This is a genomic window from Klebsiella sp. 1SOBk10mer (assembly GCF_046602535.1).
Classification (GTDB): Bacteria; Pseudomonadota; Gammaproteobacteria; order Enterobacterales; family Enterobacteriaceae; genus Klebsiella; species Klebsiella quasipneumoniae.
Map to the genome: position 1 here is coordinate 155,366 of NZ_JBKIUP010000003.1, position 23,562 is coordinate 178,927.

A 23,562-nucleotide genomic window follows, 5' to 3' on the forward strand; every position below is an offset into this window, starting at 1 on the left:
CATGTCATCAACGCCGCGTCCCCACGATTTAGTTTGGTTAAACCACGCCAGCGCCCTGGAAGATATTGCCGAGCCGTGGGTGGTTCAGCAGTGGCGAGCCGCGCTGCCGGTGGTGGTGAGGCGCGACGTTGACGGCCAGGCCCGCATCCCGGTTGGGGTGCGGGGCATGAAGCGCGAGCAGCGCGTCGCTGGCTGGGTACAGGCGCAGAATATCGTGCGCAGCGTCACCCCGGAGATGCTGGTGGAGCGCGAGCGCCTGCTGGGCTCTCCTTTTGTTTCGCAGCCGCCGGTGCAGGCGGCTATCGCCCTGACGCTGGACGACTGGCCCTGGCGCTGGGGCGTCACCGGCAGCACTGGCTACGCGCTGGCGACCGAAATCCCGGTACTCCATGCAGCAAGCGATTTGGATCTGCTGATCCGCGCGCCGCAGCCGCTGGCCCGCGAGGCGCTGCTGGAATGGCAGTCCCGGGTGGCCAAGCTCCCGTGCCGCGCCGATACCCAGGTCGAAACGCCGTACGGCGCCTTCGCCCTCAATGAGTGGCTACGCGATGGGCGGGCGCTGCTGAAAACGTCACACGGTGCGCGCTTAACTACTGCGCCGTGGCGCAGGGAGGAATGATGAAGATTTTGTTTACTTTTCCCGGACAGGGCGCCCAGCGTCCCAACATGCTGGCGGCTATCCCCGACCGCGAAGCGATCCTCAGCCAGGCGCGCGCCGTGCTGGGGGATGAAGTCGAGACCCTCGATAGCGCTGATGCGCTAAAACACACCCGTGCGGCCCAGCTCTGTCTGCTGATCGTCGGGGTAGCCTGGGCGCGCGAGCTACAGCGCCAGGGCGTGGATCCGCAGATGGTCAGCGGGCTCTCTATCGGCGCCTTTCCCGCAGCGGTCATTGCCGGCGCGCTCGATTTCGCCAGCGCGCTGCGGCTGGTAGCCCTGCGCGGCGATCTCATGGAGCAGGCCTATCCTGAAGGTTACGGGCTGACGGCGATTATGGGCCTGACCCGCCCGCGGCTTGAGGCGCTGATGCAGGGCCACGAGGTCTATCTTGCCAACCTCAACGCCGAAACGCAGATTGTTATCGCCGGACGCGATGAAGCCATGGCCGAAGTGGCACAGCTGGCGCTGCAGGCGGGCGCCAGCAAGGCGCAGCGGCTGGCGGTCAGCGTGCCATCGCACTGTGCGCTGCTGGATAAACCCGCCGCCGCGCTGGCAAAAGCCTTTGCCAACCTGACCTTAACGCGCCCGCAGTGCGCCTATTTAAGCGGCTCGACGGCGCGCGTGCTGTGGGAGCCGCAGCGGATCGCCGACGATCTGGCGATGAACATGGCGCGCACCGTCCACTGGCAGGAGGCGATGATCGCCGCTGATGAACGCGACGCGAGGCTGGCAATCGAGATGCCGCCCGGCGGCGTGCTCACCTGCCTGACCCGCCAGGCGGGCTGGCGCGGGGAGACCCTTTCGCTGGAACGCAGCGGCGTGGACGTTGCCCGCCATCTGGCGCAGCGGCTTAACGAATAAGGCTCCGGGCGTACATCCTTCCTTCCGCAGCCAGCGCCAGCAGGTCGGCATCGCGCTCGCGATGGTGTGAATAGACAATCGAGATCAGCTGGCGCATCTGGTACGGTTCCGCCAGCTTTAACAGCTGTACATCTTTTTCATAGACTTTCTTCATTCGCCCCGGCAGCAGCGCAAACCCGACGCCCGCCTGCACCAGGCTAATCATCGAAAAGATGTCATTCACCCGGGTGACGATCTCCGGCTCGAAACCAGCGATATGGAATGCTTCCCGAAATCCGGCATAGGTGGCGAACCCCTCCGCCAGCGACACAAACTTGCGATCGGCGTAATCGCGCAGGTCGGCGAGTTGTGAAGCATCCAGCTGCTCCGTCGCCGGGGCGGCGAGAAAAATATCGTCCTCAAACAGCGGCACCACGTCGAAAGCGGTATTATTGAACTCCTCTTCATTGGTGGCGATCAGGATAGCGTCGAGAGCGTCGTCTTCCAGCATATCCAGCAGCATCTGGTTAGAACCCATGGTCAGATCCAGCTCCAGCTCAGGGCGCCGCAGCTTCATGCCCATGATAATGCGCGGGACGGTTTCCAGGGTCAGGGAATAAAGAGTGCCGATGCGCAGCCGCCCCTGGCCGACGCCGGCGACTTTGCGCGTCGCCTCAAGCCCCCGGCTCATCAGACTCATCACATCCTGACAATATTCCAGCAGCGTCCATGCCGCCTGCAGCGGCAGTAAATTGCGCCCTTTGTGAACAAACAGCGGGCAGCCCACCCCCTCTTCCAGCGTATGCAGCGCGCGGTGGACGCTGACGCTGCTGAGCTTCATCGCTTCGGCGGTTCTGGCGATATTGCCTTTCGCCATAAACATCATAAAGACCGACAACTTGCGGAAGGTGATCTCCTGGTTGATATCGTCTTGCATAGCCCTTCCACACTCCTGATTTGCTTTTCTTTTTCAATTCAAATCAGTATATCGTTTATGACGGCAAAGTTGCAGGCAGAGCGCGGCGCAGGCGGGGAATAGACGCAAAAAAGGGAAGACCGTGGTCTTCCCTTTTGTTCACTATCAAGTTTGCTTTTACAGCGCCATATCATGCTGCGGCGAGGCGTCGCGCTGAGGCTCAGCCGGCTTCGCGGTCGCGGTGGGCGCAGCCGCTGGCATCTGGATCACCGGCGGTTTCGTCAGCTGCAGGGTCGCGGCGGTATCATCCCAAACCTGCTGGGTCAGCGCCACGTTGCCGTTCAGCTTCTGGCCGTAGCTCGGCACGATCTGGTGGATACGGGTCTGCCACTCCGGCGAGTTAAACTGCGTCGGGAACATCTGCTTGAGCACATTGAGCGTGATCGGCGCAGCGGTGGAAGCCCCCGGCGACGCGCCAAGCAGCGCGGAAATGGTTTTCTGCTGATCGACCACCACTTCGGTGCCCAGTTTCAACACGCCGCCCTTCTCTGCGTCTTTCTTAATGATCTGCACGCGCTGGCCGGCCTGGATCAGCTTCCAGTCCTCTTTACGCGCGTCAGGGTAGTACTCTTTCAGCGCGGCGAAGCGGTCATCATCGCTGAGCATCACCTGGCTGACGAGATATTTCACCAGATCGAAGTTGTCGAGACCGACGTGGGTCATCGGCAGCACGTTGTCAGTGGTAGTGGTGCTCAACAGGTCGAAGAAGGAACCGTTCTTCAGGAACTTGGTCGAGAAGGTGGCGAAAGGCCCAAACAGCACCACGCGCTTGCCATCGAGGTAGCGGGCGTCAAGGTGCGGTACCGACATCGGTGGTGCGCCGACCGAAGCCTGGCCATACACTTTCTCGAGGTGCTGCGCGGTGACCGCCGGGTTCTCGGTCATCAGGAACGAACCACCCACCGGGAAGCCAGCATAGTTGTCCGCTTCCGGAATACCGGTTTTTTGCAGCAGCTTCAGCGCGCCGCCGCCGGCGCCAATAAAGACGTATTTCGCATCGATGGTCTGCGCCTCGCCGCTCTGCACGTTCTTAATGGTCACGTGCCAGGAGTTATCGGCATTGCGTTTGAAATCGGTGACCTCAGAGGAGGTTTGCAGGGTGAAATGGCTGTTTTTCTTCAGGCTGCCGATCAGCTGCCGGGTGATTTCGCCATAGTTAACGTCGGTACCCACCGGCGTCCAGGTGGCAGCCACTTTCTGCTGCGGATCGCGGCCTTCCATCACCAGCGGCGCCCACTGTTTAATTTGCGCGTGGTCGGTGGAGAATTTCATCCCCTGGAATAAGGTGGTCTGCTGCAGCGCGGTATAACGCTTCTGCAGATAGTCGACATTATCGCCCCAGACGAAACTCATATGCGGCGTGGAATTAATAAAGGAGTGCGGGTCGTGCAAAATACCGCGCTTCACCTGTGCCGACCAGAACTGACGGGAAATCATGAACTGTTCGTTAATATCCAGCGCTTTGCTGACGTCAATCGATCCGTCCGCCCGCTCCGGCGTATAGTTCAGCTCCATATTCGCCGAGTGACCGGTACCGGCATTATTCCAGCCGTTGGAGGATTCCAGGGCCACGCCGTCCAGTTTCTCCACCATCGTCAGGTTCCAGTCCGGCTGCAGCGCCTGCAGCCAGGTGCCAAGCGAGGCGCTCATGATCCCGCCGCCAATCAGCAGGAAGTCGGTTTTTTTAGAGGTATCCGCTTCAGCATGCGTCGCCGCGCTGACGAACATCGCTAATGCGGTAAAGGAAATAATCGTTTTTTTCATTGCAGGCATAATAGAATTATCACGTAGCACACGGTAATAAGAGGCAGCATATTAACGCACTTTTACTTTATTTTAAAATATCATTTACACTCTCGCATTTTTAATCAAATAATTATTTAACTTAAAAAATCAGAGCGGCACTAAAAAATAAGCGCCGGCGTAAAATCTCACTGAGAATTCAGCGCAATTACCGGAATAAATAGAGGAGAGGAATTTCTTTAGTTAATAAAGTGCAGGCGCGCATACCGTTTGTGCGCGCCTGGCTAAAGGCTTAATGGGCGGGAGTGACAGCGCTGCGCTGGGCTTCGCGCAGGGCGAGACGCAGATGATCGTGATGTTTGGTCAGCAGCTCCCGCGCGTGCCAGGCGTCCAGCCCGCTGAGCAGCATCAGGATGGCGGTGCGGCACTGGTGGTGGCAGCTGGTCAGCGCGGCTTTCGCTTCGCTGCGCGTGCAGTCGGTGGCCGCCATGACAATCGCCACCTGCCGCTCCGCCCAGTGTGGACTGTCAGCCTGCAGATCCACTCGCAGGTTGCTGTACACCCGGCCGTCACGGATAGCGAGGCCCGTCGACACCATGTTAAGGATCTGCCGCTGGGCCAGCCGGGCCTTCGGATTGGTCAAGCCCGCCACCGCTTCCGGCCCGGTTTGCGGAGCAATAATAATATCCGCCAGCTGCGCCGCCTCGCTGGCCGCCTGCTGAGTCACCACCGCGATCGGAGCCCCCAGCGACCAGGCGTGGCGCATCGCCCCCCAGACCCATGGGGTCTTGCCGCTAACGGTAAGCGCCAGCAGCATATCGTGGCTGGAAAAGTCCAGCGACTGCAGCTCGAAGGCGCCTAGATCGTAATTATTCGCCGCGGTCTCCCGCTCGGCCATCGCCGGCGTCTGCCCACCTGCAATCAGCCCCACCAGCGCGTGTTTGCCTTCCGGAGAGTAGTCGCTGACCGCCTGGACAGCCGTGCGGCCTGATTCCCCGGCGCCGATAATAACCAGACGCCCTCCCCGGCTCATTGTCGCGGTGGCAATATCAATCAACCGGGCGATATCCGGCAAACAGGCGCCAACCGCCTCCGATATCTGCTTATCATCCTGATGCAGCATCGCCAGCATGTCGGCGGTGGCGAGGCGATCGATGTGGGTGGTATCCGGGTGACGACGTGCCTGCATTGACGCGGTTAGCGAACTGCTCATAACAACCTCCATTTACGACAGAAAAAGCGCATCTCGGCGAAATCAGCGGCCTGATGCATATCCTTATATTCATCAGGACTATTTAACCTCTGTCGCCACTATAAGGGGAATCTTCCGCGCTTTACCGCCGTCGGGGTCACAGTTTACCGTCCCGATCGCCCATTCACGGGCAATTGCCGATTATCTGAACAATCCTGTCTCAGCTCTCATCTTCGCCGTCCGCCTGCATGGCCAGCCAGAAGGATTGTTGACAGAGGTTATAAAATTGTTTGCGCATTGGCTGCACCACCAGGCCGGCGCTATCGATAACCTGCCACTCGATCCAGCACTCCGGGCAGGAGGCGGCATCCTGTTGCGGAAGTTCGAGTTCGTAGCGGTGCTGGATCACCACCCCGCTGCGATGTCGCCAGCGCGCGATCTGCCACTCTGCTTCCGCTTCATGGTCCTGTTCACGATGCTGCGCCAGTTGTTCAACGTGCTGTTGCCGGAGAATATCCCGGACCAGAGATGCCAGTTCCATCATGTCTGCCTTAAGCCTGTGGCGAAAAGCGACAGTTTATCGTGGACGGGACGAGGCTACCGTAGCAAAAGCGGCCTTTTGCTTTGATTACACGGCTTTATGAATGCCACGCTATCAGCGATAATAATCATTTACTGACTCTATCCGGGATCGTCATGAAGGCATCAGAGCACCCGCCTCGCGTTCGTCAACGCCCCTTACCGCTAAAGCTGAGCACCGCCGTCTCCTTGATGATCGGCAGCGTGATCGGCGCCGTGCTGCTGCTGGTCTATGCCCTGTGGTATATGCAGATCAGCAATGCCACTCGCGATGGTCTGAAAGAGACCGCGCTGGCGGTGGCGCGCACCATGGCCGATATGCCGCAGGTGAAGCGCGGACTGGAGGCGCCGCCGCAGCAGCAAATTATTCAGCCGCTGGCGCAGACCATCACCCGGCGCAACGACCTGCTGTACGCTATCGTCACCGATATGCAGGGTATTCGCTATTCGCATCCGGACAGCTCAATTATTGGCAAACCCTTCATCGGCCACGATATCCAGCCGACGCTGCAGGGAAAAGAGAACGTGGCCATTAACCACGGCGTGCTGGCCCCGGCGCTACGGGTGTTTACCCCGGTGTTCAACGATCAGCATCAGCAGATTGGCGTGGTGGTGGTCGGCATTTCGCTGAGTAAAGTGGACGAGCAGATCGCCAACAGCCGCTGGGACGTGCTGCTGACCATCCTGTTCAGCGCGCTGGTTTGCGCCCTCGGCACCTGGAGCCTGGTGCGCGGCCTGAAGCGCGTCCTGCTGGGGCTGGAGCCGCACGAAATCTCCACTCAGTTTCAGCAGCGTCAGGCCATGCTGCACGCCCTCAAGGAGGGGGTGGTGGCCGTCGATGCCCATGGTGAGGTTAACCTGATCAACCCGGCGGCGCGCGAGATCCTCTTTTCCGGGCCGGACAAGACGCTCGCTCATACCCCGCTGCTCGCTGACCTGCAGACGGTTTTGCACAGCGGCGAGCCGATGTACGACCGCGAGCTAGGATGCAATGGCCTGTTGCTAATCAGCAACACGGTGCCTATCCGCAGCCAGGAGGCCGTGGTCGGCGCCATCTGTACCTTCCGCGATAAGACCGAAGTCAGCCAGCTGCTGCAGCGGCTGGACGGTATGATGAGCTATGTCGATGCCCTGCGCACCACCTCCCATGAATTTATGAATAAACTGCACGTGATCCTCGGCCTGCTGAATATGAAAAGCTATGGCAAACTCGAGGAGTACGTGCTGCAGACCGCCCATCGCTACCAGGCGGACATCGGCGATATTCAGCACCGCATAAAATCCCCGGTGGTCGCCGGCTTTCTGATAAGTAAAATGCAGCGCGCCACCGAGTGCGGCTTTACCCTTAAGCTGGCGGAAGAGAGCCTGGTGCCGGATTGCCCGAACGAGAAGCAGGTCACCGTGCTGGTGACGGTGCTGGGCAACCTTATTGAGAACGCGCTGGATGCCATGAACGGTCAGGCGGAGGGCGAGATCGGCCTGCTGCTGCACTATCAGGACGGCTGGCTAAGCGGTGAAGTGAGCGACGACGGGCCGGGGATCCCGGAAAACAACATCGACGCTATCTTTAACAAAGGCTTCTCCACCAAAGGCGAGAATCGCGGCGTCGGGCTGTTTCTCGCCAACCAGCAATTACGCGAGCTGGGCGGCACCCTCGCCGTCGAGTCGGAACCCGGCGTATTTACTCAATTTTTTGTTCATCTCCCCTGGGATAGTAAAAGGAAACGTGCGTGATAAATGTGTTGATTGTTGACGATGATGCCATGGTGGCCGAACTGAATCGCCTGTACGTGGCAAGGGTTCCCGGCTTTCGTTGCAGCGGGAGCGCTTCGACGCTCAGTCAAGCCCAGGAGATGATTAACGATCCGCAACAGGAGATCGATCTGGTGCTGCTGGATGTCTATATGCAGCAGGACAGTGGGCTCGATCTGCTGCCGACTATCCGTCAATCGGGGCGCGCCATCGACGTCATCATGATCACCTCAGCGGCGGATGCCGCCACGGTGCAGACCGCCATGCATTACGGGGTAGTCGATTACCTGATCAAACCCTTCCAGTTTCCCCGTTTTGAAGAGGCGCTCACTACCTGGCGGGAGAAGCGCAAGCTGATAACCGGCCAACCCTATTACGAGCAGGCCGACGTTGACCGCCTGCTGCACGGCGGCACGCCGGAGGCCAGCGACGCGCGCAAGCTGCCCAAGGGGCTGACCGCGCAAACCCTGCGCACGCTGTGCCAGTGGATTGACGCCCACCCGGACGTTGAATTCTCTACCGATGAGCTGGCGGCGGCGGTGAATATCTCCCGCGTTTCCTGCCGTAAGTATCTGATCTGGCTGGCGCAGATCAATATTCTCTATACCACTATCCACTACGGCGCCACCGGGCGGCCGGTCTATCGCTACCGGCTGGTGGCCGAACAGTACAGTTTGCTTAAGCAGTACAGTCAATAACGCGGTAGCCGCTATCCAGCGCCGCAAAGCGCAATCGCTGCGGCGATGAAAGTATAATGTCGCGATTTTTGGTGACGAAAATCGCGTCGATATCCTGCCGTTGACGCAGCGCTGCACAGCCTTTCTCGACGCCGAGACCGAACAGCAGCGTGGTCCAGATATCGCCGTCTAAAGAATCAGTGGAAATCACCGTGACGCTGTCGAGTTCGTTATCCAGCGGGTAACCGCTGCGCGGGTCGAGAATATGGTGCCAGCGCCTGCCATCCTGCTCGAAATAACGTTCGTAGGTGCCCGAGGTGACCACCGACTGTCCGTTAACCGTCAGAGAGCCGATCAGCGCCTGCGCATCGGCAAACGGTTTTTTCAGGCCAATGGCCCATTCGCCAAGGGTATGCACGTTGCCGCCGAGGTTGATCAGCGCCTTTTCCACCTGCTGCTGACGGAGATAATCACGCACCCGGTCAGCGATATAGCCTTTGGCGATCGCCCCAAGATCCAGCTCCATCCCCGGCTGCTGAAGAAACACGCTGCCGGTTGCCTCATCCAGGATCACCTCTTGCGGGCGGGTCAGCGCCAGCCGGGCCCTGATTTCGCCGGCGTCAGGCACACGGTGTCCCTGAAAGCCAATTCGCCACAGCTTCACCAGCGGCCCAATCGCGAGGTTAAAGGCGCTGTCGCGCACCATGCTGGCGGCTTTGGCGCACTGAATGAGCTGAAAGACCGGGCGGCTGACCGTCACCGGGTGACGTCCGGCGGCGTGGTTGATATCCATTACCTGCGACTCGGCGCGGTTAACGGTAAGCAGATCTTCGTAGCGTTTGATTAACTGAAATACGCGGGAGGCCAGCGCCTCATTATGGGAGCAGAGTTTGAGCTGGATGGGAGAACCCATCAGAACGGCGGAGTAGCTATAGACGCGGTTATCAGACATCGGGCTCTCCTTAGAAGGGATAAGCCGGGCGGCGAGAGCGCCAGCCCGGCATCAGCAATTACGTCTTATCCTCTGGCGCGTTTCGCCGCCTGGCGACCCGCGAGGGTGCCGAAGATGATGATATCCGCCACCGCGTTACCACCGATACGGTTGCCGCCGTGGATCCCGCCGACCACCTCACCGGCGGCGTAGGCGCCGCGGATCGGCTGCCGGGCAACGTCCAGCACTTCGCCATCGGTGTTAATGGTCACGCCGCCCATGGTGTGGTGCACCCCCGGGGCGATACGGATGGCATGGAACGGACCTTCGTTAATCGGCGCGCGCAGCGCGGTGGTACGGCCAAACTGTTCATCATGCTGTTTTTCCACCGCCCCGTTGTAGCACTCGAGGGTGGCGAGGAAGGCATGGTAATCCATCCCCAGTTTATCCGCCAGTTCACGCGGCGAGCTGGCGCTGGTGACGAAGCCTTTGGCGATGTACTCATCGGCGGCTTTGTTTTTCGCCCGCACATGTTCGTCAAAGACGATGTACGCATAGTGTTCCGGTAGGGCGATAATCGCCGCGGAGACTTTATCGCGGGTCTCCATTTCGTTGAAGAAGCGGTTACCCTGCTGGTTGACGAGGATCGCCCCGCCGCCGCGAATCGACTCGGAAATCAGATAGGAGGTCTGCTGTTCAACGGTCGGGTGGATTTGAATTTCGCCCATATCCACGGTACCGGCGCCAATGCGCTCCAGCAGCGCGATACCGCTCCCGGTGGCCCCTTTGTGGTTGGTGGTGACGAAGCCTTCGAGGTCAGGACGATACTTCACCACCATCGCGCTGTTGGCGCTGAAGCCGCCGGTGGCCACCACAATGCTTTTAGTCTGGATCTCTACGATCTCGTTTTCGTCGTTGATCAGACGCACACCGCTGACTTCATCGCCGCTCATCAGGATCTCTTCCACCGAGGTATCCAGCAGGACGTCGATGCCGCGTTTGGTGATGTTGCGCACCAGGCCGCTAATCAGATAGCCGCCGACCGCTGACCCGTCGCGCGGACGGTGGGTGCGGTCAATGCTCATCCCGCCGGTGGTGGTGATATCATTGAGCATAATGCCGCGGTCCGCCAGCCATTCAATGGCTTGCGGGGCATTCTCCACAAAGCGGCGCAGCAACTGCGGATTGTTTTTATTGTGCCCGCCCCTCAGGGTTTCCTGATAGAACAGCTCTTTGCTGTCCTGAATGCCTTTCACGCGCTGGAAGCGGGTCTCCGCGGCGTTCATCCCGGCGGAAGCCTTGATGGTGTTCCCGCCAATGGTCGGCATTTTCTCGACGATCAGCACGCTGGCGCCTTCGTCGTGAGCCTGAATGGCGGCCGCCAGGCCGGCGCCGCCGCTGCCGACGACCACCACATCATAGCTTTTCGGCGCAGCGTCATTGCCGCCCTCTTCCGCCGCCAGCGCTTTGCTCGATTTCAGCATCGCTTTGGCGACCGCTTTTTTCACCGCCTCGCTCTGGCTGGTGGCCCCGGAAATGGCGTCGACGTGCGGGGTATTGGCGGTGAGAATACGTTCGCGGATCTCTTCGAAGCTGGTGGTGAACTCCACGGTCTGCACCGGGCTCGCCGCCAGTTCGATATCGGCGATATGGTCATTTTCGAGGCTGACGTTGATCACCAGTTCATTGGCGTCATCCTGAACGGTTTCAACAAACATCCCCGGCTTAAATTTAGCGTCGCCCATGCTCATGTCGCGGATCATCGCTTCCACCAGCGAGAAGCGCCACAGCGGTTCCGGAATGTGCAGCGCTTCGCGCTGGGTGCTGTCGATAAATAGCTCCAGCTCTTCACCCGCGGCGATACGAGCCGCCCAGTCAGGATAGGCGATGCAGGCGCGGCCCACAGCGATCAGGTCATAGCCGTGATCGAGGCCCAGCTCGGCATCGGCAACGTTAACCACCCCGCCGACGCCCATCACCGGCACCTGAGCCAGAGTGTCAGAGCGCATGGCGCAGTATTTCTCGATCAGCGGCGTCGGGTCGCTGGTATCGACGATAGAGGGACGCAGGGTCGCGCCCACCGAGAAGTGCAGATAATCGACGCCGCGAGCGGCCAGTTTTTCCAGCAGATACATGGTGTCATCGAAGCGGATCCCCGGGACCTCCATCTCTTCTGGCGAGAAGCGGTAGCCGATGATAAAGGCATCGTCAGCGTACTGGCGGGCCATTTTATGGGTGATGTCGAGAACCGCCAGCGGGAAGCGGGCGCGATTGTCGCGGCTACCGCCCCATTCGTCGTCGCGCTGGTTGGAGTTTGGCGAATAGAACTGCTGAATAAGGTAGGTGTTGGCGCCGTGAATTTCGACCCCATCGAAGCCGGCAAGGATAGCGCGGCGGACGCCCTCGCCAAACTTGGCGATCATCCCCTCCACTTCTTCTCCGCTCAGCGCCCGCGGCATCGCGGCGCCCTCACGCGGGGCGGCGATGGCGCTCGGCGCCACGGGCTGACGTCCGCCAATCAGCTGCGGGTCGACCATGCGGCCGCCGTGATAGATCTGCAGAATCGCTTTCGAACCTTCCGCTTTAATTGCTTCAGCGATTTTCGCCAGGCCGGCGATTTTTTCATCGTTATCGATACCGATAGCGCCCGGGAAGGCCAGACCGTAGTCATCAATAAAGCAGCACTCAACAATAATGGTGCCGATACTGCCGGCGCGGGCGCGGTAGTACTCCACCAGCTCGCTGGTGACAGTCCCGTCGAAATAACCGGTGCAGGTGGTCATCGGCGCCATCAGCAAACGGTTTTTCAGCTCCGTACCATTTGGTAAAGTAAATGGCTGCAAAATACGTTCGTTACTGGTCATAAGTTACGCTCCAGATTTTGAAATATTAAAAATTCAGAATGGGGTGACGGAATCATTAATGGTTGTGGTTTTTTAATTCCTGTTGTCATGCTAATAATATAGCGACTTTTTTAGTTACTAAATCAATTACGTTAGTTATAAAACTATTTAACCCCAGCAATAACATCGCTACCCCTATTGTATTATTAAAATAATAAATGGCATTTACATAATACAAATAAAGGATAACATTTTAGATACTTCCGTTAACATTCAAAGCGACCAACCATCAAGATTATTTGTTTTTATTTCATAGGCATAGGCATGTGTCGAGTAAAAACAGCATTAATTGTACATTTTTATTTTAACATTTATCGATATTTTCGCCAAAATAACACCTCATCAGATAGGGTTATATCGAAAATAAAAAAAATAGTGAAATCACCTGCTTTTCTTGATCTCGATCAATTGCAACGACCATTGAAAGCGCAATATATAAATAACCAACAAATTTAATTTAACGCCCATCAAACCGCGTTAAATAATCGCCAAGACGATACTCAGAAACGCAAAATAAAAACTAAAGTAATTTTTGTAATTAAAGAAATCACTGAGCGCATCGCTGGCGGAAACGTTATTTTCAACAACTTGCAGATACTCATTATGAAAGAGAAAAAGACAACCATACCGCCTGCCGGTGCAGTCAATCCAACGACTGCGAATAAAAAACGTCTCCTGATGATGGCGCTGCCGATTATCGTTGCTGTGCTGTTACTCTTCGTCCCGGTCCCGGACGGCCTGCCGCCGTACGCCTGGCACTACTTCGCTATCTTCGTCGGGGTGATCGTCGGGTTGATTTTTGAACCACTGCCTGGCGCCGTTATCGGCATCACCGGCGTGGTGGTCATCGCCCTGTGCAGTCAGTGGCTGCTGTTCAGCCCGGAACAGATGGCCGCACCCGGCTTCAAAATGGCTGGCGCCTCCTTTAAGTGGGCGGTGAGCGGCTTCGGCAACTCCACCGTGTGGCTTATCTTCGGCGCCTTTATGTTCGCCGCCGGCTACGATAAAACCCAGTTCGGCCGCCGCCTGGCGCTGATTCTGGTGAAATATCTCGGCCGTCGCAGCCTGACGCTGGGCTACGCCATCACCTTCGCGGATCTGCTGCTGGCGCCGTTTACGCCGTCGAATACGGCGCGCAGCGGGGGCACCATTTACCCAATTATCGCCAACCTGCCGCCGCTGTACGGTTCAAAACCGAACGATCCGAGCGCGCGTAAAATCGGTTCCTATCTGATGTGGGTAGCGATCACCGCCGCCTGTATTACCAGCTCGATGTTCCTGTCGGCACTGGCGCCGAACCTGCTGGCGCTGGCGCTGGTAAAAAGCATCGTCGGTATCAATATCTCCTGGGGCACCTGGTTCATCGCCTTCCTGCCGCTTGGCGTACTGCTGATCCTGACCATGCCGCTGCTGGCCTACTGGTTCTACCCGCCGGAAGTGAAAGTCAATAACGAAGTGCCGCTGTGGGCCGCTCGTGAACTGGAAAAACTGGGCAAACTGTCGCGCAATGAGATCCTGCTGCTGGTGTTCGTCTGCTTCGCGCTGATGATGTGGATCTTCGCCGCCGACTGGATTGAACCGGCCCTGGCCGCCCTGCTGGTTATCGTGCTGATGCTGTGGACCGGCGTGCTCTCCTGGAGCGATATCACCAACAATAAAGCGGCGTGGAACACCTTTGTCTGGTTCGCCACCCTGGTGGCGCTGGCCGACGGCCTCTCCTCCACCGGCTTTATCGCCTGGCTGGGTAAAGAGGGCGGCGCGCTGATGAGCGGTATCTCCCCGGGGATGGCGACCATCGTCCTGCTGCTGGCGTTCTACCTGCTGCACTATCTGTTTGCCAGCACCACCGCGCACACTACCGCGCTGCTGCCGGCCATGCTGACCATCGCTGCCACCATTCCGGGAATGAATATGGAAGTGTTCGTTCTGCTGATGGTGACCTCGCTGGGCGTGATGGGGATCATCACCCCGTACGGTACCGGCCCGAGCCCGATCTACTACGGCAGCGGCTATCTGCCAACCAAAGATTACTGGCGCCTCGGCACCATCTTTGGTGCCATCTTCCTGGCCGCCCTGCTGCTGATTGGCTATCCGTGGATGTCCATGATGTTCTGATTCATAACCGCCGGGAGCACCCCGGCGGTTTTTATCTTTATGGAGTAAGTGATTATGTCGACTAAACCGTTTGTTTATCAGGATCCATTCCCGCTGGCGCACGACGATACCGAATACTATCTGCTCAGCAAAGAGCACGTCTCCGTCGCCGAGTTTGACGGCCAGGAAGTGCTGAAAGTGGAACCGCAGGCGCTGACCCTGCTGGCGCAACAGGCCTTCCACGATGCCGCCTTTATGCTGCGCGTCTCCCATCAGCAGCAGGTGGCCTCGATTCTGCTCGACCCGGAGGCCAGCGATAACGATAAGTATGTCGCCCTGCAGTTCCTGCGCAACTCGGAAATCGCCGCCAAAGGCGTCCTGCCCACCTGTCAGGACACCGGCACCGCCATCATCATGGGTAAAAAAGGCCAGCGCGTCTGGACCGGCGGCGGCGACGAAGCCGCCCTGGCGCAGGGCGTGTACAACACCTATACCGAAGATAACCTGCGCTACTCCCAGAACGCCCCGCTGGATATGTATAAAGAGGTCAACACCGGCACCAACCTGCCGGCGCAGATCGATCTCTACAGCGTCGACGGCGACGAATATAAATTCCTGTGCATGGCGAAAGGCGGCGGTTCCGCCAATAAAACCTATCTCTATCAGGAAACCAAAGCGCTGATCACCCCGACGAAGCTGAAAAACTATCTGGTCGAGAAGATGCGCACCCTCGGTACCGCCGCCTGCCCGCCGTACCACATCGCCTTTGTCATCGGCGGGACTTCGGCGGAAGCGACGCTGAAGACCGTCAAGCTGGCCTCCACCCGCTACTACGACGGCCTGCCAACCGAAGGCAACGAGCACGGTCAGGCGTTCCGCGATGTGCAGCTTGAACAGGAACTGCTGCAGGAAGCGCAGAACCTCGGCCTCGGCGCGCAGTTCGGCGGCAAATACTTCGCCCACGATATCCGGGTGATCCGCCTGCCGCGCCACGGCGCCTCCTGTCCGATCGGCATGGGCGTCTCCTGCTCCGCCGACCGCAACATCAAAGCCAAAATCAACCGCGACGGCATCTGGATTGAGAAGCTGGAGAGCAATCCGGGGAAATATATCCCTGAACATCTGCGTCAGCAGGGCGAAGGCAAGGTGGTCAGCATCAACCTGAATCAGCCGATGAGCGAGATCCTGGCGCAACTATCTGCCCATCCGGTTTCCACCCGCCTGAGCCTCAACGGCACCATTATCGTCGCCCGCGATATCGCGCACGCTAAGCTGAAAGAGCTGCTCGACAACGGCGAGGAACTGCCGCAGTACGTGAAAGATCATCCGATCTACTACGCCGGCCCGGCCAAAACGCCTGCCGGTTACGCCTCCGGCTCCCTCGGCCCGACCACCGCTGGCCGCATGGACTCTTACGTCGATCTGCTGCAGTCCCACGGTGCGAGCATGGTGATGCTGGCGAAAGGCAACCGCAGCCAGCAGGTCACCGACGCCTGCCACCAACACGGCGGCTTCTACCTCGGCAGCATCGGCGGCCCGGCGGCGGTGCTGGCGCAACAGAGCATCAAGAGCCTCGAGTGCGTGGCCTACCCGGAACTGGGGATGGAGGCTATCTGGAAAATCGAAGTGCAAGATTTCCCCGCGTTTATTCTCGTCGACGATAAAGGCAACGATTTCTTCCAGCAGATCCAGAACAAGCAGTGCGCTGGCTGTAAACAGCACGGCTAACACCCCCTTCTGGCGCTAACAGCAGGCCGTCGCCGTTCAGGTGACGGCTTTTTTTATGCCCGCGCCGCGCCAGCTTGAATTCACTTCCTGCCAGGCTATGCTCAACTACAAGTCCTACCTTGCTTGCTGAAAAATAACAATAATTCTCTTTCTCAGGTGCTTCTATGAACAGGATAAACGTGGTTATCCTCTGGGTACTGGCGCTGCTCGCATTACAGCCGGCGCTGGCCGCAGAGCCTCGGCAGCAGCCAACCGCTCGCGAAAAGGCGCGCACGGTATATATTTTCCACCAGCCGGTAGTGATGTTGCAGGCGACCTTTGGCCAGACGACGCCAGAAGAGCGCGTGCTGCGCACCCGCAGCGCCCTGCGCGCATTTACCGAGGATGATATTCGCCAGCCGCTGCGGATCGTGCCGGTTATTCGCTATGGTCAGCCAGGACGGCTGTTTCTGATGAACGGCAAACCGGTGCTGCTGTTGAGCCAGGCGGATCTCGACGAAGGTGATGATTTAACCCTCGACCAGGCGGCCCAGCGGGTGCTGGCGCGGATGGAAGCCCAGCGCACCGGCCTGCAGGAACAGTTCAATCAACGCTATCTGCTGATCTCCGCCGGTAAGGCCCTCGCCGGGGCGCTGCTGCTGGCGCTGTTTTACTACGGCGCTTTCCGCGCCTGGCGGCGGGTACGGCGCTTTTTCCAGCTGCGGATCCTCGAAAAGCGCAGCGCTATTCCCCAGCACTGGCGGCGCTTTCTCGGCAATATCGAGGTCCGATTGTATGCCGCGCTGGCGATCCTCGTCGGTGTCCTGGCCTGTTACATCTGGCTGAGCTGGGCCTTCAGTCTGTTTCCCTGGACGCGCGTATGGAGTGAATCGCTGGGTGACTGGTCGCTGGGGGTGATCCGCGATATCTCGCTGTCGATTGTCGCTTCCCTGCCGGGGCTGATGATCGTGGTGCTTATTTTTCTCATTACCTGGCTCATCATTCGCCTGGTGAAAGTGGTTCTCGACCAGGTCGCCGCCGGCCGCATTCAGGTTCCCGGCATTCATCCGGAGACCGTGAGCGCTACCCGTCGGCTTATCTCGGTGGTCATCTGGCTGTTCGCCCTCTCCGCCGCCTACCCGTTTCTTCCCGGCGCCAACTCCCTTGCCTTCAAGGGCATCAGCGTGTTCTTCGGCCTGATGCTGACCCTCGGCTCGACCGGGGTAATGAACCATGCGATGAGCGGCCTGGTGCTAATCTACTCCAGGGCGCTGCGTAAAGGCGACTGGATCCGCCTCGCTGACAATGAGGGACAGGTCAGCGAGATTGGCGTGCTGGCGACCAAGATCCTCACCCGTGAGAATTACATCGTGACGGTACCGAACGCGGTGGTGGTGAGCGGCAAGATTGTCAATCTCAGCGCCGAGAGCAGCGACGGCGGGTTCAATCTCACTACCAGCGTCACCATCGGCTACGATACGCCCTGGCGCCAGGTTCATGCGCTGCTGGAGCTGGCGGCGAGACGCACCCCCGGGGTCGATCAGCAAATTGCGCCGGTGGTGCGTAAGCTGGGGTTGCTCGACTGGTACACCTCGTATGAGCTGCAGGTGCGCTTATTACCCGCGACGAAGCTGCCAGATGGCCGTAACGCGTTACACAGCAGCATTATTGATGTGTTTAACGAATTCGGGGTGCAGATTATGTCGCCGAACTATGTGATGCAGCCCCGAGCCGCGGTGGTGGTGCCGCAGGAAGCCTGGTACGCCGCCCCGGCTGTCGCGCCGCAGGAGCCTGAGAAATAAGGGTTAACGTATCGGCAATGTCGCCGGGTGGCGGCTACGCCTTACCCGGCCTACAGGATCCTCTCACAGGCTTACACCTCGCAGACCCGGCAAGCGCAGCGCCGCTGCGCAATCTATCGGCGCCGTACCCGCCATTATGCCGGGTGGCGGCTACGCCTTACCCGGCCTATGTACGTACGACCTGCCGTTAATTTATTCACCATTGTTGCTGAAACTGCCGATGCTGGCGGCCTCAAAATCGCTGAGACGTTCCCGGAAGGCCGGGGCAGCCCGCATGGATGCGGGCTGAGGGCCGTGTTTTGCAGGGACGCTGCCTCGGCCCGACCCGATGCCTGCAGGGATAAGTCGAAGGCACCACGCAGTGGCGATTTTGCTGGCCGGAGCCCGGGGGTACAGGGGGCGGCGGCGACTGGCCGCCCCCTGTGCGCTCCCTGCGCCATAAGAGACATAACGCAGAAGATCAACCGGGAGCGCAATCTGCCCGAAATTAACATAGCAGTTGTAGCCCTGCCAAACGTTATGGCCCTACCAAACATAGTGCGAACAGGGACATTTCCGGTTGTGCCGTTATTTCGCCGGGTGGCGGCTACGCCTTACCCGGCCTACAACAACTGCCGGGCAATCCGACTCGGACGACGACTTAACCCCGCCCGGCGTCGATGTCGTCAAACACCTGCTGCGCCAGATGCATCGTGGCATTGGCCGCCGGCAGCCCGCAATACAGCGCAGAGTGCATGATCAGCTCTTTCAGCTCATCGCGGGTCACCCCGTTGTTAAACGACGCGCGTAGATGCATCTTCAGCTCCGCCTCGCGATTGAGAGCGATCAGCATGGCAATGGTGATCATGCTGCGGGTGTGGTGGTCGAGCCCCGGACGCGTCCAGGTCTCACCCCAGGCGTAGCGGGTGATAAAGTCCTGAAACTCGTCATTCAACGGCGTCAGATGCTGCAGGGTACGGTCGACGTGGGCGTCGCCCAACACTTTGCGCCGCACCGCCATTCCGTCCTGGTAGCGCTGTTTATCCTCCATGGCGTTCTCCCTGGAAAAAGCTCAGCAGCGCTGAAGTAAAGCTTTTCGCCGCCTCAATGTTTGACAGATGCGATGCCGGCAGAACCACCACCTGGGAAGCGGGGATCTGCTGCTGCAGAAAATTGGCGTCAGCGACCGTGGTGACAGGGTCACTTTCACCGGCGATGATTAACGTCGGCAGCGGGATCTGCCCCACTTCGCCCCGCAGGTCGGCGGCGGCCAGCGCCTCACAGCAGGCGGCATAGCCTTCGGCATCGGTATGGGTCAGCTGGTGACACAGGGCCTCCACCACCTCCGGCGCCTTCTGGCGAAACGCGTGGGTGAACCAGCGGTCCGCCGCCCCTGCGGCCACTACCGCCATTCCTTCCTGGCGTACCGCCCGCGCCCGCGACAGCCAGCTGGCCTGATCGCCGATGCGCGCCGCGGTGTTGGCGACGGCCAGACCATAAAAACGCTCTGGCGCAAAGCGGCCCAGCCACAGACCGGTCAGACCGCCCATCGAAATCCCGCAGAACCAGGCCCGGTCGATATTCAGATGATCGAGCAGCGCAATTACATCTTCCCCCAGCTGGGCGAGGGTCACTTTGCCATTTTTCGTCGTTTTACCGTGGCCGTGGGTGTCGTAGCGCAGCACTCGGAAATGGGCGGTTAGCGCCTCAATCTGCGGCTGCCACATCGCCCGGGTGGTGCCCAGCGAGTTGGAGAGAACGATAACCGGCGCACCTTCCGGTCCGTCGAGTTGATAATCAAGATTCATCATGTTGCTCCTGATAACGCGCCAGCACCTGGCGCACAAAGCATTCGGCGCTGCCGGTCGCCGTTGCCGGGTCCAGCAGCGTGGTTAAACGTTCGCGGGAGAGATACTGGCTGACCTGCGGATCCGCCGCGAGCAGATCGACCAGCGGACAGTGGCGGTCCAGCGCCTGACGGCACAGCGCCTCAATATGATGATGCGCCTCGGCTTTGCCGATGAATTCCGCCAGCGCCAGGGTCACCGCCTCAGCCATGATCAGCCCGTGGGTAATATCGAGGTCGGCGCGCATCTTCTGCGGGAAGACCTGCATGTCGCGCACCAGCGCCTCGCTTTGCGCCAGCGCCCCGCCCACCAGGGTAATCAGCTCCGGCAGCGTCTCCCACTCCGCCTGCCAGCCGCCCAGCGCCCGCTCGTGCTGCTGAATCTGGCTGGCGTAGAGGGTCGCCATCAGCCCCGGCGTGCGCTGGGCGGCGGTCAGGATCGCCGCGCAGGCCACCGGATTACGCTTATGCGGCATCGTCGACGAGCCGCCGCGCCCTTCCGCTACCGGCTCGCCCACCTCAGCCACTTCGGTCTGCATCAGCAGGGAGAAGTCGTTAGCGAATTTCCCCAGGGTGCCGCAGACGCCGGCGAACCAGGCGCCCGCCTCCAGCAGCCGATCGCGCTGGCTGTGCCACGGGGTATCCGGCAGCGTCAGACCAAGATTCTGCGCCAGCGCCTGGCCAACCGCCGGCCCTTTCTCTTTTAGCGCGTCCAGGGTCCCCGCGGCGCCGCCGAACTGCAGCACCAGCAGACGCGGACGCATCTCGCGCAGCCGCTGCTGCCAGCGCAGGAGCGCGTCGAGGGTACCCGCCAGCTTCAGGCCAAAGGTCACCGGCAGCGCGTGCTGCATCCAGGTCCGGCCCGGCATCACGGTATCGCGATAACGATCCGCCTGCCCGGCGAGGGCCGCCAACAGCTGCTCAAGCAGGGTCTCAGCGGCCTCCAGCGCCCCGCGCAGCTGGAGCACCAGACCTGTGTCGATGGCGTCCTGACTGGTGGCGCCCCAGTGAACGTAGCGCGCGGCGTCCGGATCGCGCGCTTTTACCTGGGCCGTCAGCTGTTTCACCAGCGGGATCGCCAGGTTACCCGCCCCCACCGCCGCCTCGCCGAGGGCGGTAAAATCGATCGCCTCGTGGCGGCAGGCGGCGACAATCGGCCCGACCGCCGCCGTCGGCACCATGCCGCAGGCGGCCTGCGCCTGGGCCAGCGCCGCTTCAAAATCCAGCATGCCCTGCACCCGCTGCGCGTCGCTGAACCAGTCGGTCAGCGGACTGCTGCGCAACATCGGGGTCAACAAACTCATTCTGGCTCCTTAAACACGTTCAATAATCAGGGCGATCCCCTGCCCGACGCCGATGCACATGGTGCACAGCGCGTAGCGGCCGCCGGTCCGTTTCAGCTGGTAAGCCGCGGTCATCGCCAGGCGGCCGCCGGAGGCGCCGAGGGGATGCCCCAGGGCGATCGCCCCGCCGTTGGGGTTCACATGGGCGGCATCGTCCGGTAAGCCCAAATCGCGGGTCACCGCCAGCGCCTGGGCGGCGAAGGCTTCATTCAGCTCGATGACATCCATCTGGGCTAACGTCAGGCCGGTCTGCGCCAGCACCTTCCGCACCGCCGGCGCCGGGCCAAAGCCCATAATGCGCGGCGCCACCCCCGCCGTCGCCACGCCGACCACCCGGGCCAGCGGTTGAAGATCGTTGGCCGCCAGCGCGGTTTCGCTGGCCAGCAGCAGCGCGCAGGCACCATCGTTAACGCCGGAGGCATTCCCGGCGGTGACGCTGCCGTCGGCGCGCACCACGCCGCGCAGTTTAGCCAGCGCCTCCAGCGAGGTGCTGCGCGGGTGTTCATCGCGGCTAAACCGCAGCGGCTCGCCTTTGCGCTGCGGCACCTGGACGGCGATCAGCTCATCGGCGAAACGTCCCGCCTCCTGGGCCGCGGCGGCGCGCAGTTGACTGCGCAAGGCGAACGCGTCCTGATCGGCGCGGGAAATGGCAAACTCATCGGCGACGTTTTCCGCCGTCTCCGGCATGGAATGGACACCGTACAAGGCTTTCATCTGCGGGTTAATAAAGCGCCAGCCGATGGTGGTATCTTCCATCTGCATGTTGCGGCTAAAGGCGCTCTCCGCTTTACCCATCACAAACGGCGCCCGGGACATGCTCTCCACCCCGCCGGCGATCATCAGCTGCGTTTCACCGCTTTTAATCGCCCGCGCCGCGACGCCGATCGCGTCGAGGCTGGAGCCACACAGGCGGTTGATGGTGCTCCCGGGCACGCTCTCCGGCAACCCGGCCAGCAGCAGCGCCATCCGCGCCACGTTGCGGTTGTCTTCCCCGGCCTGGTTGGCGCAGCCAAAGATCACATCGTCAATGCGCGAAGGATCCAGTCCCGGGTTACGCTCCAGCAGCGCTTTCAGCGGCAGCGCCGCCAGGTCGTCAGCGCGCATCGTCGCCAGGGTACCACCAAAACGGCCAAAGGGTGTACGCACCGCATCACAGATAAATGCCTGATTCATCATAGGTTCCTTACGCGCTTTCCGCCAGTTGTTCAAAGGTCAGCGTCACCGGAGTGATGCGCTGCAGCTCTTCAAAAGAGAGACCGTTAAAGATTTCCCGCACCACCGGGCCGCGGTCGGTAATGTCGATCACCGCCAGGTCGGTATAGAGCCGGCTCACGCAGCCGACCCCGGTCAGCGGGTAGCTGCACTGTTCCACCAGCTTGCACTCGCCGTCGCGGGTCAGATGGTCCATCATCACAAACACCTGGCGAGCGCCGATGGCCAGATCCATCGCCCCGCCGACCGCCGGGATGGCGTCCGGCGCGCCGGTGCTCCAGTTGGCGAGATCGCCGCTGGCGGAGACCTGATAGGCCCCCAGCACGCAGATATCGAGATGGCCGCCGCGCATCATGGCGAAGGAGTCGCCATGGTGGAAATAGCAGCCGCCCTGCAGGAGGGTGACGTACTCTTTACCGGCATTGATCAGCTCGGGATCTTCTTCTCCGGGCTGCGGCTTCGGCCCCATGCCCAGCAGGCCGTTCTCGCTGTGCAGGAACACCTCTTTGTCGGCAGGCAGGTAGTTGGCAATCCGGGTCGGCAGGCCAATGCCGAGGTTAACGTAAGCGCCTTCGGGGATATCGCGGGCCACGCGCTGGGCCATTTCGTCACGGGTCAGTTTTTGCATCTCGGGCTCCTCAGGCGCGTTGTGCGGCAGTCAGGTTTTCCAGCGAGAACACGCGCTGGACGAAAATGCCGGGGGTGATGATGTGTTCCGGGTCGAGGTCGCCCAGCGACACCAGCTGCGAGACTTCAACGATGGTGGTTTTCGCCGCCGTCGCCATAATCGGGCCAAAGTTGCGCGCTGCCTTGCGATACACCAGGTTGCCCCAGCGGTCGCCCTGGTGGGCTTTAATCAGCGCGAAATCGGCTTTGATCGGATACTCCAGCACATAGTGGCGGCCGTCGATTTCCCGTGTCTCCTTCCCTTCCGCCAGCGGCGTGCCGTAGCCGGTGGGGGTAAAGACCGCGCCCAGCCCTGCGCCGGCGGCCTGGATCCGCGCCGCGAGGTTGCCCTGCGGCACCAGCTCAAGCTCCACTTTGCCGCGGCGATAGAGGTCATCAAAAATCTGTGAATCGACCTGGCGCGGGAAGGAGCAGATCATTTTGCGCACTCGGCCAGCCTTCAGCAGCGCCGCGAGCCCCACTTCGCCGTTACCGGCGTTGTTGTTAATGATGGTCAGGTCGCGGGCGCCCTGGTCTATCAGGGCGTCAATCAGAAAGGTCGGCTGGCCGGCAGGACCAAAGCCGCCGATCATAATAGTCGCCCCGTCGTGGATCCCGGCGATGGCCTCGCTCAGCGTCGATACGCTTTTATCAATCATC

Annotated in this window: 19 protein-coding genes; 7 read left to right on the forward strand and 12 right to left on the reverse strand. The window is 60.3% G+C overall.

All coding sequences use genetic code 11. The annotated features are described in order from the left end of the window. The first annotated feature begins 1 nt into the window (after position 1). Complete coding sequence (locus ACLH1I_RS10705; protein ID WP_064794827.1) at positions 2-619, forward strand: malonate decarboxylase holo-ACP synthase; 618 nt, start codon at positions 2-4, stop codon at positions 617-619. Beyond that, complete coding sequence (mdcH, locus tag ACLH1I_RS10710) at positions 619-1,521, forward strand: malonate decarboxylase subunit epsilon (protein WP_064794826.1); 903 nt, start codon at positions 619-621, stop codon at positions 1,519-1,521. The genes ACLH1I_RS10705 and mdcH overlap by 1 nt, the downstream gene beginning before the upstream one ends. Here the strand turns inward: mdcH and ACLH1I_RS10715 are convergent. From ACLH1I_RS10715 to ACLH1I_RS10730, 4 genes are all read right to left on the reverse strand, one after another. Beyond that, positions 1,511-2,437 carry a LysR substrate-binding domain-containing protein gene (locus ACLH1I_RS10715; protein ID WP_064794825.1) on the reverse strand — a complete coding sequence of 309 codons (927 nt, stop codon included), beginning with the start codon at positions 2,435-2,437 and terminating at the stop codon, positions 1,511-1,513. The two genes, mdcH and ACLH1I_RS10715, sit on opposite strands and share 11 nt — an antisense overlap. A gap of 156 nt (positions 2,438-2,593) precedes the next feature. Next, positions 2,594-4,204 carry a malate dehydrogenase (quinone) gene (gene mqo / locus ACLH1I_RS10720; protein WP_231829823.1) on the reverse strand — a complete coding sequence of 537 codons (1,611 nt, stop codon included), beginning with the start codon at positions 4,202-4,204 and terminating at the stop codon, positions 2,594-2,596. A gap of 307 nt (positions 4,205-4,511) precedes the next feature. Then, positions 4,512-5,432 carry an N-acetylmuramic acid 6-phosphate etherase gene (locus ACLH1I_RS10725; RefSeq protein WP_017900310.1) on the reverse strand — a complete coding sequence of 307 codons (921 nt, stop codon included), beginning with the start codon at positions 5,430-5,432 and terminating at the stop codon, positions 4,512-4,514. 199 nt (positions 5,433-5,631) lie between these two features. After that, positions 5,632-5,952 carry a hypothetical protein gene (locus ACLH1I_RS10730; RefSeq protein ID WP_064794824.1) on the reverse strand — a complete coding sequence of 107 codons (321 nt, stop codon included), beginning with the start codon at positions 5,950-5,952 and terminating at the stop codon, positions 5,632-5,634. Between the two features lie 155 nt (positions 5,953-6,107). Between ACLH1I_RS10730 and ACLH1I_RS10735 the strand changes: the two genes are divergently transcribed. Both ACLH1I_RS10735 and dcuR read left to right on the forward strand, forming a co-directional pair. Continuing rightward, entirely contained in the window at positions 6,108-7,724 is a 1,617-nt protein-coding gene (locus tag ACLH1I_RS10735; protein WP_048324075.1) for a sensor histidine kinase, read from the forward strand. Then, positions 7,721-8,440, forward strand: a complete 720-nt coding sequence (gene dcuR, locus ACLH1I_RS10740; RefSeq protein WP_017900307.1) for a two-component system response regulator DcuR — start codon at positions 7,721-7,723, stop codon at positions 8,438-8,440. Before ACLH1I_RS10735 ends, dcuR begins: the two co-directional genes overlap by 4 nt. Here the strand turns inward: dcuR and ACLH1I_RS10745 are convergent. Both ACLH1I_RS10745 and ACLH1I_RS10750 read right to left on the reverse strand, forming a co-directional pair. Next, a complete protein-coding gene (locus ACLH1I_RS10745) occupies positions 8,421-9,371 on the reverse strand; it encodes an FAD:protein FMN transferase (protein ID WP_004206080.1) in 951 nt (316 codons plus the stop codon). The two genes, dcuR and ACLH1I_RS10745, sit on opposite strands and share 20 nt — an antisense overlap. Positions 9,372-9,436: 65 nt before the next feature. Further along, positions 9,437-12,214 (reverse strand): flavocytochrome c, encoded by a 2,778-nt coding sequence (locus tag ACLH1I_RS10750; RefSeq protein WP_032455986.1) that lies wholly within the window; start codon positions 12,212-12,214, stop codon positions 9,437-9,439. A gap of 642 nt (positions 12,215-12,856) precedes the next feature. Between ACLH1I_RS10750 and ACLH1I_RS10755 the strand changes: the two genes are divergently transcribed. The 3 genes from ACLH1I_RS10755 to ACLH1I_RS10765 all read left to right on the forward strand — a co-directional run bounded on the left by ACLH1I_RS10755 (position 12,857) and on the right by ACLH1I_RS10765 (position 17,856). Further along, entirely contained in the window at positions 12,857-14,368 is a 1,512-nt protein-coding gene (locus ACLH1I_RS10755) for an anion permease (protein ID WP_049092623.1), read from the forward strand. Positions 14,369-14,422: 54 nt separating this feature from the next. Next, positions 14,423-16,075: a class I fumarate hydratase FumA gene (gene fumA, locus ACLH1I_RS10760; protein ID WP_198079754.1), complete on the forward strand. Its 1,653-nt coding sequence runs from the start codon at positions 14,423-14,425 to the stop codon at positions 16,073-16,075. 164 nt (positions 16,076-16,239) lie between these two features. Continuing rightward, complete coding sequence (locus tag ACLH1I_RS10765; RefSeq protein WP_064794822.1) at positions 16,240-17,856, forward strand: mechanosensitive ion channel family protein; 1,617 nt, start codon at positions 16,240-16,242, stop codon at positions 17,854-17,856. Between the two features lie 640 nt (positions 17,857-18,496). On the opposite strand, the gene pcaC is transcribed toward ACLH1I_RS10765, so the two are convergent. From pcaC to ACLH1I_RS10795, 6 genes are read right to left on the reverse strand one after another with little or no spacing between them, the layout of a single operon-like run. After that, positions 18,497-18,886: a 4-carboxymuconolactone decarboxylase gene (pcaC, locus tag ACLH1I_RS10770; protein WP_004886998.1), complete on the reverse strand. Its 390-nt coding sequence runs from the start codon at positions 18,884-18,886 to the stop codon at positions 18,497-18,499. Continuing rightward, entirely contained in the window at positions 18,876-19,643 is a 768-nt protein-coding gene (gene pcaD / locus ACLH1I_RS10775) for a 3-oxoadipate enol-lactonase (protein WP_004887001.1), read from the reverse strand. Before pcaD ends, pcaC begins: the two co-directional genes overlap by 11 nt. Continuing rightward, complete coding sequence (locus tag ACLH1I_RS10780; protein ID WP_017898693.1) at positions 19,633-20,985, reverse strand: 3-carboxy-cis,cis-muconate cycloisomerase; 1,353 nt, start codon at positions 20,983-20,985, stop codon at positions 19,633-19,635. Before ACLH1I_RS10780 ends, pcaD begins: the two co-directional genes overlap by 11 nt. A gap of 9 nt (positions 20,986-20,994) precedes the next feature. Next, complete coding sequence (gene pcaF, locus ACLH1I_RS10785; RefSeq protein ID WP_064177881.1) at positions 20,995-22,197, reverse strand: 3-oxoadipyl-CoA thiolase; 1,203 nt, start codon at positions 22,195-22,197, stop codon at positions 20,995-20,997. A gap of 10 nt (positions 22,198-22,207) precedes the next feature. Continuing rightward, positions 22,208-22,864: a 3-oxoacid CoA-transferase subunit B gene (locus ACLH1I_RS10790; protein WP_064794821.1), complete on the reverse strand. Its 657-nt coding sequence runs from the start codon at positions 22,862-22,864 to the stop codon at positions 22,208-22,210. A gap of 10 nt (positions 22,865-22,874) precedes the next feature. Then, a complete protein-coding gene (locus tag ACLH1I_RS10795) occupies positions 22,875-23,561 on the reverse strand; it encodes a 3-oxoacid CoA-transferase subunit A (RefSeq protein WP_023289514.1) in 687 nt (228 codons plus the stop codon). Position 23,562: the final 1 nt, after the last annotated feature.